Origin of the sequence: Salinigranum marinum (assembly GCF_024228675.1) — an archaeon.
GTDB lineage: Archaea > Halobacteriota > Halobacteria > Halobacteriales > Haloferacaceae > Salinigranum > Salinigranum marinum.
Genome location: NZ_CP100461.1, coordinates 71,137 through 85,615, shown reverse-complemented (window position 1 = coordinate 85,615; position 14,479 = coordinate 71,137). Strand labels below are relative to the sequence as shown.

The 14,479-nt window shown below is 62.2% G+C and carries 14 protein-coding genes; 8 read left to right on the top strand and 6 right to left on the bottom strand.

Features of this window, described 5'->3' with window-relative positions; all coding sequences use genetic code 11:
- Window positions 1-65: 65 nt before the first annotated feature.
- A complete protein-coding gene (locus NKJ07_RS00400) occupies window positions 66-1,916 on the bottom strand; it encodes a heparinase II/III family protein (protein ID WP_318568640.1) in 1,851 nt (616 codons plus the stop codon).
- Between the two features lie 441 nt (window positions 1,917-2,357).
- Here NKJ07_RS00400 and NKJ07_RS00395 point away from each other — a divergent pair, with 441 nt between their 5' ends.
- The 5 genes from NKJ07_RS00395 (at window position 2,358) to NKJ07_RS00375 (ending at window position 7,032) form a co-directional block, all read left to right on the top strand.
- On the top strand, window positions 2,358-3,533 hold the full coding sequence (locus tag NKJ07_RS00395; RefSeq protein WP_318568639.1) for an FG-GAP repeat domain-containing protein: 1,176 nt from the start codon (window positions 2,358-2,360) through the stop codon (window positions 3,531-3,533).
- A 170-nt stretch (window positions 3,534-3,703) separates the two neighbouring features.
- On the top strand, window positions 3,704-4,852 hold the full coding sequence (locus NKJ07_RS00390; RefSeq protein WP_318568638.1) for a Gfo/Idh/MocA family protein: 1,149 nt from the start codon (window positions 3,704-3,706) through the stop codon (window positions 4,850-4,852).
- Between the two features lie 172 nt (window positions 4,853-5,024).
- Window positions 5,025-5,780 (top strand): glycosyltransferase family 2 protein, encoded by a 756-nt coding sequence (locus NKJ07_RS00385; protein ID WP_318568637.1) that lies wholly within the window; start codon window positions 5,025-5,027, stop codon window positions 5,778-5,780.
- 391 nt (window positions 5,781-6,171) lie between these two features.
- On the top strand, window positions 6,172-6,567 hold the full coding sequence (locus tag NKJ07_RS00380; protein WP_318568636.1) for a DolP-mannose mannosyltransferase: 396 nt from the start codon (window positions 6,172-6,174) through the stop codon (window positions 6,565-6,567).
- A gap of 9 nt (window positions 6,568-6,576) precedes the next feature.
- Window positions 6,577-7,032 carry a hypothetical protein gene (locus NKJ07_RS00375; RefSeq protein ID WP_318568635.1) on the top strand — a complete coding sequence of 152 codons (456 nt, stop codon included), beginning with the start codon at window positions 6,577-6,579 and terminating at the stop codon, window positions 7,030-7,032.
- A 66-nt stretch (window positions 7,033-7,098) separates the two neighbouring features.
- Here NKJ07_RS00375 and NKJ07_RS00370 read toward each other — a convergent pair whose 3' ends face one another.
- The gene (locus NKJ07_RS00370; protein ID WP_318568634.1) at window positions 7,099-7,932 is read right to left on the bottom strand and encodes a hypothetical protein; all 834 of its coding nucleotides are present in this window, start codon (window positions 7,930-7,932) and stop codon (window positions 7,099-7,101) included.
- 507 nt (window positions 7,933-8,439) lie between these two features.
- Between NKJ07_RS00370 and NKJ07_RS00365 the strand changes: the two genes are divergently transcribed.
- The 3 genes from NKJ07_RS00365 to NKJ07_RS00355 all read left to right on the top strand — a co-directional run bounded on the left by NKJ07_RS00365 (window position 8,440) and on the right by NKJ07_RS00355 (window position 11,452).
- Window positions 8,440-9,465, top strand: coding sequence for a hypothetical protein (locus NKJ07_RS00365; protein ID WP_318568633.1), 1,026 nt, complete (start codon window positions 8,440-8,442; stop codon window positions 9,463-9,465).
- A 137-nt stretch (window positions 9,466-9,602) separates the two neighbouring features.
- Entirely contained in the window at window positions 9,603-10,634 is a 1,032-nt protein-coding gene (locus tag NKJ07_RS00360) for an ABC transporter ATP-binding protein (protein ID WP_318568632.1), read from the top strand.
- Window positions 10,635-10,648: 14 nt separating this feature from the next.
- The gene (locus NKJ07_RS00355; protein ID WP_318568631.1) at window positions 10,649-11,452 is read left to right on the top strand and encodes an ABC transporter permease; all 804 of its coding nucleotides are present in this window, start codon (window positions 10,649-10,651) and stop codon (window positions 11,450-11,452) included.
- A gap of 119 nt (window positions 11,453-11,571) precedes the next feature.
- Here the strand turns inward: NKJ07_RS00355 and NKJ07_RS00350 are convergent, their stop codons facing one another.
- The 4 genes from NKJ07_RS00350 to NKJ07_RS00335 all read right to left on the bottom strand — a co-directional run bounded on the left by NKJ07_RS00350 (window position 11,572) and on the right by NKJ07_RS00335 (window position 14,477).
- Entirely contained in the window at window positions 11,572-11,718 is a 147-nt protein-coding gene (locus NKJ07_RS00350) for a hypothetical protein (RefSeq protein WP_318568630.1), read from the bottom strand.
- Between the two features lie 19 nt (window positions 11,719-11,737).
- Window positions 11,738-12,772 (bottom strand): ComEC/Rec2 family competence protein, encoded by a 1,035-nt coding sequence (locus NKJ07_RS00345; protein WP_318568629.1) that lies wholly within the window; start codon window positions 12,770-12,772, stop codon window positions 11,738-11,740.
- Window positions 12,773-12,849: 77 nt separating this feature from the next.
- The gene (locus NKJ07_RS00340) at window positions 12,850-13,602 is read right to left on the bottom strand and encodes an ABC transporter ATP-binding protein (RefSeq protein ID WP_318568628.1); all 753 of its coding nucleotides are present in this window, start codon (window positions 13,600-13,602) and stop codon (window positions 12,850-12,852) included.
- Entirely contained in the window at window positions 13,599-14,477 is an 879-nt protein-coding gene (locus NKJ07_RS00335; RefSeq protein WP_318568627.1) for an ABC transporter ATP-binding protein, read from the bottom strand. The genes NKJ07_RS00340 and NKJ07_RS00335 overlap by 4 nt, the downstream gene beginning before the upstream one ends.
- Window positions 14,478-14,479: the final 2 nt, after the last annotated feature.

Below are 14,479 nucleotides of genomic sequence, written 5' to 3'. Positions count from 1 at the left end.
ACGAGCGTTCCATACCCCACCTCTTCGGCATCGTCGATCACCACGTCGAGCCAGTTCCTCCGGACTCACTCCGGGAGCGAGATTGAGAACCCGTTTCTCCCGACTCGGTACCCGAGTTCGACCGTGTCTCGTCCACGCTGTTCACCAAATCGAGGGAAGTACGGCGTGCGGAGCAGCTCCGCCTCAATATGCGTGTCGACGGTGAGGTGTCCCAGTAGCGACCCGGACTGACGGAGGATACTGAAGTCGTTCTCACCCTGCGGTTCGACGGTCGTATCCGGGTGAAAATGGAGGCGTGACGTGATCGGTTGATTTGGCTCTCCCGAGATGGAGTCCGTCACAGCCCAGGTGTGTCGATCAGTGGTGATGCTGCGCGTATGTTGGTATCCAGGTGAAAAGAGACGCTTCGTTCGGTAGCGTCCGACGAACTCCCCGTTGTCATCGTTGCGATACGAGACGACCTCGGGGTCGACACGGGAACCCATGAGATACTGGCCGCCGACCTCGATCGGCCCCGAGTTGCCGACTCGAACGGAGTTGTGTGCCTGAACGCTTCTCGCGTACACCCGTCGTCTGTCAGCCACGTACTGGTAAACGCCGGTATCGGTGAGCACCCGCTGACCGTCGAGCCACAACATGACGCTCAAGAGGTCTACGTGGGAGTGGCCGGGAAGGTGTGGGGGTCCGACCGCCCCTCCGTCGACGAGCATTCGATCAGCGCCTTCCCCGAGCCAGTAGTACCCTGATGCACCGAGTTCGGAGCCACTGTCGTCACTCTGGATCCCCAAGAAGTCCGCATAATCGAGCACCTCGGGGATGGCCAGCATTTCGTCGAAGACGGAGTCGTTCAACAGCGGAATCCGTCCATCGGGCGGTGTGAGGTCTCTGAGAAACACAGTGGCCTCCCGAGCCGTCGTTCGAAGTCGTGTGGGAACTGGTCGTTCGTACCCATCCAGCAGATCAACTGCCGTCAGGTACCTCGTGAGAACCATGACGTGGTACATGGGGCTCCGCTCGAAATGACCACCGTCAGCGAGGAACTGCGTCTCCGCGGATTCGACGAGTAACTGCTCTCCGGTCTCCACCCACTCGGCTGAATCGTCGAAAACGAGCCCAGCCATAAGTAGCGCGACTGCGTTCTCTACGAGGTGATTGCCCCCGACGTCGTGTTCGATGTGGTTTCGAAGGAAGAGCGCGTTCTTGTACGTGAACGCTAAAATAAACCCGCGAGTGGCCAGCATGTCGTTGGCGGCGAGCCACGCACAGTACCGACAGAGTCGCATGATCCGCAGGGAAACCGCGTGCGGGATCCAGTCACGTCGGAGGTATTCGGACGACCCGATGGTCGTTCTCGACACCATCGTTCGCAGCCACGGATCGAGTACCTCCGAAACGAACTCCGCGCTCCGAGCCGGGGCTCCCTCGCCGAACAAGAACCAGTCCAGCACTTCGAGCGATTGGAACTTCAGCCACCAAAGCAGCGGAACATCGGAGAGCTGGCTGTTCTCCCACTCGATCGTTCGGTCGGCGTCGAGTTCCACCGTTTCGCCGATGAACGCCAACGTCCCCTCATCGAACGCGTTGAGATCCGACCGGTGCGACTGTTTCGTTCGAGGCAGGAGACACCGGCTGAGCGCGTCGGTGGCCGCCTGTAGTGGACTGAGCGACACCCGCAGGGGATCGGGAACTCGCCGCGTGTACCACTGGTCGAAGTCGACCGGCAGCCGCGGGACGACCGCGTGTCTTGCCTTCCGTTCGATAACGCCGAGCAGCTGTTGGCGGCGGAGGTTCGATATCGTACACAGTGTTAATTTCGCCCTCGTGAGTGGTCCGTCGACGGCGTGTCGTGAGAACGAGTCGAGCGAGGCCGTATCGTCTGTGTCTGTATTGTGTGTTCGCATCGGATCAGGGAGCATGAGGACGTCTCGTGTGCGCGGACCGAGAAGCCGGTCGGTCAGTTGGGCTCGGTCGGTGGTCAAGAGGCCCGGCCGTGACTTCGACGACGCCGGCCGGTCCATCGTCTTCGGATCGAGGTGGACTCGTGGCTAGGGGGAGCGCACAAGCGATCCACCACCGATCGATCGGCGTCCATCGTTTCATCACTGCTTGAGTTCTCCCTCGGCAGCTATATTAGTGACACGTGATCTTCAGACGATACTCTCGAGGCGGTGTGGTTGTCGAAGTTCAAACACGCTCGCATAGACGCCGCGACCTCGTTATGAAGAGAGCGGCTAACTGTCGGATCACAATGGACGAACGCACCCGAAGCCGTGGGTCGACAGGAGCGTGCTGAGATATCGATATCGTCGGATGGCATACATCAATTATTATCTGTTAGTTGGAACAAGAGTCGGTGAATGCACTTTCGCCACGAACGAGTCGACTCAGATCCACCGTGTGACCATCTCGGATTCTGTCTACCGACCGATCTCACTGGCAACGGACGTCCGGACATCATCGTCGGAGGACACGGTCCGTTCGGCCGAGAGCCGATCACGCGAGGTGACCCGCTCCTCAAGCGGCTTCGATCGCTCGTTGAGCGGCAAGTCCGTCCCGTTCACGAGACGCAGACCAAACTCTTCTGGTACGAGAACCCTGGGTGGGAGCGGCACACGATTTCGTCGGATTCCACGCTCAAACTCGACGTTGCCGGGACGTTACACGACGTCACCGGGGACGGACGCCTCGACCTGATCTCCGGCGAGGGAATCAACGATCACAACGTCTACTGGTTCGAGCAACCAGCCGATCCGCGCGACGAGTGGACGACACACCACCTCACGGGGACGTTCGAAAAGTACCACGACGTGGCGTTCGGCGATGTCGACGACGACGGCGAGGCCGAGTTGGTCGGACTGTCACAGGAGAGCGAGACGGTGTTTTATTACGACGTTCCCGACGACCCCCGGAGAGAGCCGTGGCCCGAGTCGGGGCTTCATATCGTCGACGACGACATCCGTGTCGAAGGTCTCGAGATCGTCGACGTCGACGGCGACGGACGGACAGAGATCCTCGCGGGGACACAGATCTATCACCAGCCCGATTCGTTCGACGAACAGTGGATGCGTGAGTCGGTAGCGACGGATTGGGACGACAACCGGGTTGCGGTCGGCGATTTAGACGGCGATGGGGAACTGGAGCTCGTCTATTCGGAGGGCGACTCGCCGGCACTCGGCTCCCGGCTGGGACGGGTCGCCTGGTTTGACCGTGACGGGGACGGCTGGAGTGGAACGTTCCTTCACGACGGGCTCATGAACCCCCACTCGCTCCAGGTGGGTGACTTCACAGGATCCGGTTCGCTCGACGTCTACGTCGCCGAGATGGGGATCAGTGGCAACGAAGATCCGGAACACTACCTCTTCAGGAACGACGGTCAAGGAAACTTCGAGGAGATGGTCGTCGCTCACGGTGTTGCGACGCACGAGGCGAAGGTGATTGACCTGAACGACGACGGTCGGCTCGACATCGCCGGGAAGTCGTACGGACCGACGCCGAACGATGCACACGTCGACGTCTGGTACAATGAGCCCTGACAGCGGAGGCGAAGCACCGGCTCTCAGCCGAGAAGGGAGGAGCGAAGCGACTCAGCCGTTGCTCCACCATCTTCTGGGAGGCAAGACGATCGCCTCGGATTCGTTTCCGAGGAGATTCACTGGTCGAAACAGTATCACTTTTGTGCAACTCGTTAGTTGTTCTCCAATGAATGACCCACAGAGTGGCGATTGTCGGGACCGGTGCCGATCCGGATAGTCCGGACACGGACGGGTACGCGATGGCGTACCGTCATGCGGACGCGTACGACCGTCTCGAGTCCTGTCAGCTCCACGCTTGCGCGGACATCGTCATCGATAACGCTCGACGGTTTGCCGAGGAGTACGACATCCCCGACGACCGGGTGTACGAGGCCTACGAGCGGATGCTCGAAGAGGCCGAACCGGACGTCGTCAGCGTCTGCGTCCCACCCGCGATCCACGCAGAGATCGTCATCGGCTGTGCTGAGAGCGGCGTGGTAAACGCGATCCACTGCGAAAAACCGATGGCCAGCACGTGGGGGGAGTGCCGGGAGATGGTGCGCGCCTGCGAAGTGCACGACGTCCAACTCACGTTCAATCACCAGCGACGCTTCGGCCATCCGTTCAGAAAGGCGAAGGCACTCCTCGCGCGCGAGGAAATCGGAGAGCTACGCCGCATCGAGGTCGGAGGTGACAACCTCTACGACTACGGGTCACATCTGTTCGACCTCTGTGGGTACTTTACTGATCAGGAACCGATCGAGTGGGTGCTCGGCCAGATCGACTACTCCACGAAGAACGTCCAGTTCGGGATGCACAACGAGAACCAAGCGCTCGTCCAGTGGGAGTATCGAAACGGCGTGAAAGGCTTGGCGTCGACCGGTACAGGAAGCCTTCTTCAAAGTCAGATGCGACTGATCGGGAGCGAGGGAGTCATCGAGATCGGTCATCGGGAAGGGCCTCCACTTCGGTTCAGGTCAACGTCGACCGACGGCTGGTTGACAGTCGACACGGAAGGCGATACGGTCCACGGGCCGACGACGACCCGGTTCGTCGCCGCCGTCCAGTTCGTCGGTGATCGGATCCCGCTCGTGTCCCCTGACCGATTGCCGTCCGGCAACCCGACGTTCATCGACCGAGCGATCGAAGAGGTTGTCAGGTCTCTAGACGAGGACAGAGAATCCGAACTATCGGCCGCGAACGCGCTTCAAGCGACGGAACTCATTTTCGCGGCGTGGGAGTCTGCCCGTCGTCGTGGGCGGGTCTCTCTGCCGCTTGAGATCGACTCGAACCCGCTGGAGGAGTTGGTCGATGCCGGTGAACTCCCCGTGACCCGATAAGTAAACTACTCCTTGATCGATGACCCCACACTCAACTCAAAGATCGAGAGGGACGCTCTCGTGGTGAGGCCGATGAGTGAAACGTTTGCGCGGGGTCCGAACTGGCAAACCCGTGCCGTGTTGAGGTGCATTTATCTCGATTGTTCCCATTACGGTTAGTATACAGACACAAATGGACATTAGTGTAGTTGTTCCAACATTAAAACACCCGGACGAAATAGAGGTCGTGGAATGTCTCAAACGGGGTGAGTTCGAGGATTACGAAGTCCTGATTCAGGACGAGTACCCGGTCACGAAGGCCCGAAACGAGGGCGTACGGGCGGCGCAGTCGGACAAGATCGTCTTCTTGGATGATGACTCTCGACCACGTGAAGACTATCTGAGTCGTGTCTCGGAGGCACTCGAAACCGAAGTGGCGCTCGCCGGGCGGACGATTCATCCACGCGACGACGTATTCGCGAGAGAGTTGGCGACTCATTACGACTTCGGAGACAGCTCGCGATACGTCACTCGGTTCTGGGGATGTAATATGGCGCTCCGGAAGGAAGTGCTCGAAGCAGTGGGTGGGTGGGACGAAAACATGGGGTGGGGACACGAAGAGAAGGAGTTAGCCGACCGGGTCATCGAAGAGCACCAGATATATTATGACCCGGAAATCGTGGTATACCACCCGTACGCGGACTCCGTCCGCGGATACTGGAAGAAGCAGTACAAACTAGAGAAACAGACACCGTACTACTGGTGTAAAAGAGGGGTTCGACCGAGTAAACAGTGGTACTATACGTTAAAAACGTTCGTTAATCCGAGAGGATTTGTACGCCGCACCCCGAAACTCACGTTGATAAAGTTGGGAGGGACCCTCGCCAGTGGTTCCGGTCGCCTCGTCGGGCTCGTGTCGGGGCGATCTTGTGACAAAAACGAAACGTGACCCGACCGCTTGGTCTGTCTTAGAATTGTTATCAATATTAGTGTGAGTTCTCTTACCCGGAGTCAGTGTATCAGGGAGTCTAGCTGTGTCCTGTTCTTCGATCGATTGTTTTGATTTTTGCTGAGCGGCAATAGTGTCGATATTCCGATAGCAAACCTCTGAAGTAATATCTACGATCGGATCGGTGATCGAACTCCTCTCGAATATTATTCCATCGCGCTCTCCCACGAACGTGTACGACCAGTTCCAGCGGGCTTCTGTTCCACAGTTGCTACGCGGCCGACGGGACTCGTCCAATCGCGGAGTAGTGGTCGTCGTGCTTGTAATCACAGCACTGTTGATCGAACTGTTCGAAGTGTAGCGGCTGATCGCCGAGCACGACCGACCTCCGATGGAACCCGACGCGGGCATCTATCAGCATATCGGGTGGTACCTGGCGAACGGTGGAACACTCTACATCGATGCCTGGGAACCGAAGCTCCCGCTCTCATTCGAGCCCACGGCTGTACTGTCGTATCTCGCTGGTGATGATATGTACCTGTATCAGTTGTTCAACGTCGTCCTGATGATGCTCGCCGTCGTGGCTATCGTCCTCCTCGTTGGCCTCCTCACACACCACCTGACCAACGACGCGTTCCCGAGCGTCGTCGCTGGTCTCTCGATGTTTCTGCTTCCCGGCTTCGCCGTTCGTCCGGCGTACGGATTCAGATGGGCTTCGGTGCTCGTCCCGGTCGGACTGTACGGCCTTTTGAGTCGAGTTAAAGACGGTCTGCCGTTCGAAGATTGATGGGTGATCGTGGGAGTGCTCTGGTTCGAACTGGCGATCCTGTTCGTCGACTTCGACGTCGGGGGCTACACCGACCTGATTCCGGTGTTAGCGTTCGTCGCGATCGGACTCGGACTGGCGGCATCGACGCTCACCTCACGTCGGCGTGTCGTACTGACGAGCGCGGTTGTCGTGACCGTCTTGGTGAACATTCTCTCGTTCGGGACGCTCGGACTGATGTTTCCGGCGGCGGATACACCGGCACCGGCTCCGATGGAGGAGCTCCGAACGAACGACCGCGCGCTTCAGTTCGACAACGTTCCCGACGACGCACACGACGTCAGGTACTACTACTGGCAGCAGGAAACGCCCGAGACGTGCCACTACCGATCCTCCCTGTTAGAGGTCCGCTGGCTCGAACTGACGGGAAACCGTCTCTCGTCACCCTGTAGCGATCTCCAAGAGGTCCGAACCGTCCTCGAATGAGCCACCGCGCCGAGGCCCGAGTGCGCGTAGTCAGACCCGGTCGCTCGTCCGACCAGTTGCGGTCGATCAGCGCCGTCCCACAGGAAGCCAGTCGTGGAGTACCGACCCGCCTCGAATCGACATGAACACGACTCCGACGAGCACACCGAAGCCGACACCGGCTTGGTGAACGGCAGTCGCGGGAGCGGCCGCAAACAGATCTGACAGGACGACGCCGCCGACAGCGATCAAAAGGCAGAGCACGGCGCTAGGATGCAAGGAGGAGCCACCGTCTGATCGAAGCTGACGCCCTGATCTCGCCCGCTGGCCGACCCACTGTCGAGCGTAGTCGCCGAGGACGAAGAGGCCGGTCACCAAGACGAGCCCGAGAAACGCGTAGCCGACCGTCGACGCGCCGTAGCCGTGGGCCGTCTGGCCGAAGAGGTCGAACGAGAACGAGCCGACGATCGGCGCGACGACGGCGATTTCCCAGTACAGGAAGACGAACCACCGGCGCAGTCCGAGGGCGGTGAGTAATCGCAGGAGTGCCCAGGCCGCAATGATGATAAGCGCCGCGTTGCCGACGACGTGCGTGTGGTACCCCGAGGGATCGTGAATCAGCGCGTGGGTGAGGCGGGTGAGTTCGTGCCACCACCACGCGTGCTCGACGAACGGTTCGGGCGCGATTCGACGGGCAGGAGCCGTTCTCGCGGCCGCGAACCGAACATATCCCAGCCGGGGCCACGCGTCGACGACGGGCTGAACAAAGAAATGGATCAGCAGGAGGACCGCCGGCAGGGAGACGATCGTCGCAGCTTCACCCGACGTGGCCGAGCAGAACACACTATGTGGCTCGTGCCCCCCCATGCCAGCGTTCGAGTCGCGACCCTGCGATGAGGAGGCAGTGGTCGAGTCGCTCATCGCGTCTCCTTCTCGAGACGCAGAAACGTCTCATCGTGGAAGGGGACGTGCGCCCCACGAATCATTATATCAGACTGTTCGAACAGACGTACTTAGCAGGTCCGTTCAAAATTTCAAAAATGATATTTAAACCACAGAGTTCACTCTAGGCTCACCTATCGTAGGATAAGAAAATCACAAGCGATCTTAGTCGATGATATATCATTTCTCAAATACGACCCCCGATCGGAGTAGTACCGATCACAGGAATCGAGAGCGACGATCCAGTTGCGCGTGGATTATGTTCGACTGACTCAGAGAGCAAACGAAACCCACATCGTCTGCTCCGTTCTGAGCACCTCTCCACCTCCCAGAATCCGCTGCTCAACAGTCAGGTAGCCCGTCGTCGTCGGGACTGGAACGAAAAAGGTGCGTTGGAACACTAAGTCTCGTCTGACCATCACGATGTGTGAACAGTCAACGATCATCGTAACACACAGTTATTAATCAATTGACAGTATACTGTGTATGGATCGGAGGCAATTTGTTTACTTGATAGGTTTGCTCGCAGGCTGCAACGCGAGCACGTCAATAGCCGATACGAACAACGCACAGCCCACGAGTGCGACACGGTCGCCACCGCCCTCTCCAGCGGCGACCCCGACGCGAACGCCAACCACGAGTAGCACGCCGACAGCCACTCCACAGGACACCGAGACACCGACCGAAGAGCCCCCCGAACCCACTCCGGAGGAGACCGAGACACCGACGGAGTTCGAGGTCCGCGGCTCACAGCAGTTGGCGGAGGCCGAGCGAGCACTCACCAACGTCGTCGACACGTTCACCGACGGATACGGATCGGAACTCACCGACGTGACCGCGTCGAGTACCGAGTTCCTGAACTCGACCCGCGACTTCCAGTTGGTCCTCGCCAGGGCTCAGGAGGAGTACATCGAAGCGTCGAACGCGGCGGGCAATCGAACACAACAGACCACCGCGGACCGGATGCGCGGATGCTGGGAGTTCCTCCGCAACACGATTCGCACGCAGACTGAAGTGATAACAGCTTACGAGTATCTGATCAGCGCACGCGACGCCTTCGAACAGGTGGAAGCGAGAGCGGCAAACGACGCGATCGCGAACTTCGAGACGGCTCGCGGACGGGCTGACAGTCGATACCAGGACGTTCTCGGGTCGACCGCCGAAGAGGCGTCGGTCATCCCTCCCATCTCGGTGTCCGAACACCAGCAGAAGGTCGCGCAGTTCGAGGGCGACATCGGGGTCTACACGGACCTCGACGACGCACTGGGGGAGTTCGCCGAGGGGGTCAAATGGCTCGGCTATGCGAAGAGCGAGGTCGACGGCGAGAACCGGAACGTCAAGCGCGCCATCGAGCAGGCGACGGAAGCCGAGAAACGTCTGCGATCGGCCAGACGCGGGCTGTCTGACCTGATCGACAGCACCGGAGAGGACACCACACTCGTTCCGACGCTGAACGAACTCCGCTCGGTGGCAACTGCGAAGATCGAAGAGGCTGAAGAGATCGGCGCCTGAAACGCACCGTCGGCCGGATCGAAGCGACTTCACCGGGGGGGGATTCGAGTCCACGCGGCAAGGGCTCGGTCATCTGCTCGATCACGGAGACGCACGCCGTGCTGTAGTTTATACTCCTCAGGCCCCTGACTCGGATAATGACCACATCGGGGAGTCACGAGGCGCGCCAGCGAACACGGGAGACGGCCGGCCACGCGGCGCGTCCCGGTGGTGACTCCACGGCTTCGGTCGCGATCGCCATCGACGGCGTCGTCAAGCGGTTCGGCAGCGGCCCGGGCGCGGTCACGGCCGTCGATGACGTCTCGCTCACCATCGAGTCGGGGTCGGTCGTGGGACTGCTGGGCCCCAACGGCGCCGGCAAGACCACGCTCATCAAGTGTATCCTGGGGATGGTGTTGCCGGACGAGGGAACGGTCCACATCGACGGCATCGACGTCTCGGCACAGCCCAGACAGGCGTACGCTCACGTCGACGCGATGCTCGAAGGGGCCCGCAACGACTACTGGCGGCTGACCGTCCGCGAGAACCTCCGCTACTTCGCGACGATCAGCGGCGTCGACCCCGACTCCGTCGCCGACCGTCACGACCGGCTCCTCGAACAACTGGACCTCACGGAGAAGGCGGACGAGCCCGTCCGGAAACTCTCGCGGGGGATGAAACAGAAGGTGTCGCTGGCGAGCGTCCTCGCCACCGAGTCCGACATCGTCTTTCTCGACGAGCCGACGCTCGGCCTCGACGTCGAGAGTTCGCTCACCCTCCGCCGGGAACTCCGGCGGATCGTCGACGAACGCGACCTCACCGTCGTGCTCAGCAGCCACGACATGGACGTCATCGAGGACGTCTGCGACCGCGTCGTCATCATGAACGACGGGCGCGTGATCGCCGACGACACCGTCGCCAGCCTGTTGCGAGGCTCCGGGACGCAGGGCTACCGGATCACGAGCCCGGATCTCGACCGGGTACTCACGGGGCTCGAAGCCCGTTTCGACGTCACGGACGTCTCTCATCTCGACGGGACGACCCGCGTCGAGGTGACGGCCGACAGCGACGGCTTCTACGCGCTCGTCGACTACCTGGAGGCGCATGACGTGACGATCGACGCCGTCAACACGGTGTCGCACGACCTCGAACGGGTGTTCGTCGAACTGACCGGCGGTGATCTGCGGTGAGCCGACTGGGCGCAATGGAGACCGAACGAGAGTCCGAGCCACGTCGCGCGGGCTACCTGCTGCTCGCCCGCGCGGTGTTGTATCGGGAGTACCTCATCTTCGTCCGCTACCCCGCGAACGCGATCGGCGGCATCGTCATCTCGCTGTTCTTCTTCGGACTGCTGTTTTACGGCGGCCGGATGGTCGCCGGGCAGGCGCTGACGGACTCCATCGAGGGGATCATCGTCGGCTACTTCCTCTGGACGCTTTCTGTGGGTGCGTACAGCGCCATCTCGAACGACATCGGCAGCGAGGTCCAGTGGGGGACGCTCGAACGCCACCTCATGACGCCGTTCGGCTTCGCCCCGGTGATGGCGCTCAAGGGCGTCGCGAAGGTGGTCCGCACCTTCATCACTTCGACGCTCATCCTCGCGGCGATGCTGCTCATGACCGGGACGGCGCTCCAGCTCAACCTGGTGACGGTCGTGCCGGTCGCGACGCTCGCCATCGTCTCCGTGCTCGGGCTCGGACTCGCGGCGGGCGGGATCACCATCCTCTACAAGCGCGTCGGCAACTGGCTCAACCTCCTGCAGTTCGGCTTCATCGTCCTCATCTCCGCGCCGGCGTTCGACCTCGGCTGGACGCGGTTCTTGCCGCTGGCACAGGGCAGCGCGCTCCTTCAGCGCGCGATGATCGACGGGACCCGGCTCTGGGAGTTCCCGGTCGTGGATCTCGCGGTCCTCGTCATAGTGGCCGTCGGCTACGTGGCGCTCGGCTACGTCGTGTTCCAGTACGCGACGCGCCGGGCGAGACGACTGGGCGTGCTCGGTGATTACTAGCGTCCGGTCCGGGTCGAAGGCACGACTTCGACTCCGACGACCCCCGATCGTGTCTGATGAGGCGGGCGAGCCACCACAAGCACCCGGAGGTCGAAGAACACGAACACCGTGGCGCGTCCTCACGGCGGACGACTCCACCCGATCCCGGTGGCGTCGGTCGCGTCGGCCTCTTCGATCCCTCCGCGTACTGTCGCTTGTCGTCTCCTCGCCCAGTAGTCGGTGTCGGCGACGTCGATCCTGGTGGTGTCCTCCTCGGACGGACCCATCACCCAGGTTCGGTCAAATCTACAAGCAGATGCGTTTCCACGTTGGGCCTCGCCATTCGGGACTCCCGGGTTTGGGATACGCGTCCGTCGAGGGCGAGTCGCCGAGGAGCCGTCGAGGATCGAGTCCTGTGCGTCGCTCGACCCACACCTCGACATCGCGCCCGTCGCTGCGGTAGCGAACGCAGCCGTTCACTCGCGTGGAGACGGTCGGGACCCCCTGTGCATGGAGCTCGGTCAGCACCTCGTCGTGGGGGTGTCCGTACGGATTGGTACCGTGCGAGGCGACGACGAACTGGAGGTCGTCCGTCGGGTGTACGAGGTCCCCACCGAGCAGGTTTCCGTTGCGTGCCAGATGGTGGCTTCCGAGTACCACGTCGGGGTGGACGCCGTGTTCGTCGTACGCCGTCCGGAGCTGCGAGGCGGGAGCGTCGCCCGGTAAGACGACGTCGTTGTGCCCGTGTGAGACGTTCAAGACGAGGCTGTACCGGTTGAGCGAGCTGCTGTCGACGCGCTCGACCGATCCCGTGGGCGCGGAGAGGTCGGCGTCCAACCCTGCAGGGTTCGATTCGGGAGCGATCACGTCGACGTCGACACCGGAGACCGGAATCGAATCACCCGCCTCCACGGGATTCAGCCGGACCCCGTGTTCGTCCATCTCGACCGCGAGATCACCCGAGACGTCCGGGTGCTCCCTGACCACGGGTGAGACGTGCACCGTACCGACCTCGAACTGTTCGACGACGTCCGGAGCGTAGTACTGGTGATCCTCGTGTGGGTGCGTCAGCACCACGTGATCGATCCGGATGGGCGACCCAGACGCTGACCGGTGATCGAGCGACTCGAGATACTCGCCGGGCATGAACGAGTCGTGACTCCCGAACAGCCGATCGATGTCCGCCGTGGTTTCGATGTCGATCTCGTTCGGGTCCTCGCCGGGTCGACGCTGGTACGGGTTCTCCCCCGTGTCGACGAGGACCGTCTCCTCGGACGGCGTGACGATGAGCGTGCTGTCCCCCTGACCGACGTTGACGTGGTGTATCTCAGCCCGGGTCATGTTCGTTGAGAGTGTCGATCGGGCCCTGTGTGGTCGTCGACCGTCGAGGACCCGGTGCGACGTCGTGTCGGACGCCCTTACCCTCCGTCGGGTGCGGCCCGTCCCAAGTAGAGGTCGCGCACGCGGTCGGAGTCGCGGATCTCGTCCGCGTCTCCCTCGAACCGGTTCTCGCCGGTGTCGAGCACGTAGCCGCGGTCGGTCACTTCGAGCGCGGCGGTGACGTTCTGTTCGACCATCAGCACGGCCGTGCCGGTCTGTCGGACCGCCGCGACGTGTTCGAACGTCCGTTCGACGAGTTGCGGGGCCAACCCCGCCGAGGGCTCGTCGATGAGCAGCACGTCGGGGTTCGGCATCAGCGCCCGGGCCATCGCGAGCATCTGTCGTTCCCCGCCGGAGAGTGTCGACGCCAGCTGGCTGCGTCGCTCGTCGAGGCGGGGGAAGAGGTCGAAGATCTCGCGGCGGCGGCTGGCCGGGTCGGCGGCGTGGATCGCGCCGATGTCGAGGTTCTCCGACACGGTGAGGTTCGGGAAGACGTTCTCGGTCTGGGGGACGTAGCCGACGCCGTTCGAGACCATCTCGTCGGCGGGAACCTCGGAGACATCGTGGCCTCGCACCGCGACGCTGCCGTCCCACACCGGGAGTTGGCCGATCAGCGCCCGCATGAGCGTCGACTTGCCCGCCCCGTTCGGCCCGAACACGAGGACGACTTCGTCGGCCCGAACGTCGACGGTGACGTCGAACAGCACCTGTAGCTCGCCGTAGCCGGTTGCGAGGTTGCGGGCGGACAGGAGGGAGTCGTCGAACGTCCGGAGCGTCTCGATGTCGCTCACTGGTCGTACCCCCCGAGGTAGGCCTCGACGACGCGCTCGTCGGACTGAACGATGTCCGGATCGCCGGCCGCCAGCGTCTCTCCGTTGTGAAGTACGACGACGCGGTCACAGTGGTTCATCACGAGGTCCATATCGTGTTCGATGAGGAGGATGGTGCGTCCCCGGTCGTTGAGGTCGTGCAGTCGGTCGACCAGTTCGTCCGCGAGCGACGGGTTGACGCCCGCGACCGGTTCGTCCAGCAGGATGATCTCGGGGTCCATCATCAGCACGCGGCCGAGGCCGAGGAGTTTGCGCTGGCCGCCGGAGAGCCCCGAGGCGAAGTCGTCGGCGAGGTGGTCGAGATCGAGGAACGAAAGCGTCTCGTCGACCGTCGACTGAACCGCGGCCTCCTCGCGCGCGACTGTCCGCGGGCGGGCGAGGGCACCGAGCGCGCTCTCGCCGCTCTGGTCGCGTGCGGCGAACGCCATGTTCTCGCGGACGGTCATTCCGCCGAAGATTCGCGGCGTCTGGAACGTCCGCCCGACGCCGCGGGTGGCGATCTCGTCCGGCGTCCGCCCGTGGATCGCCTCGCCGTGGAGCCGGATCGACCCGCTATCGGGCGTGTGGATGCCGGTGATGCAGTTGAACAGCGTCGACTTGCCCGCCCCGTTCGGCCCGATGAGCCCGGTGATCGATCCCTCCTCGACGTCGAACCGCGCGCCGTCGATCGCGACGAGGCCGCCGAACCGCTTGACGACATCCTCGACGGCCAGCAGGGGCGGCCCCTCGGCCCCGCCGTCGGAGCCGACATCGTCGTGTGGCTCGTCGGGGTGGTCGGCGGCGTCATCCGAGGACGTAGCCGGCTGCGAATCGGAGGTGTCGGAGGCGTCGGACACGG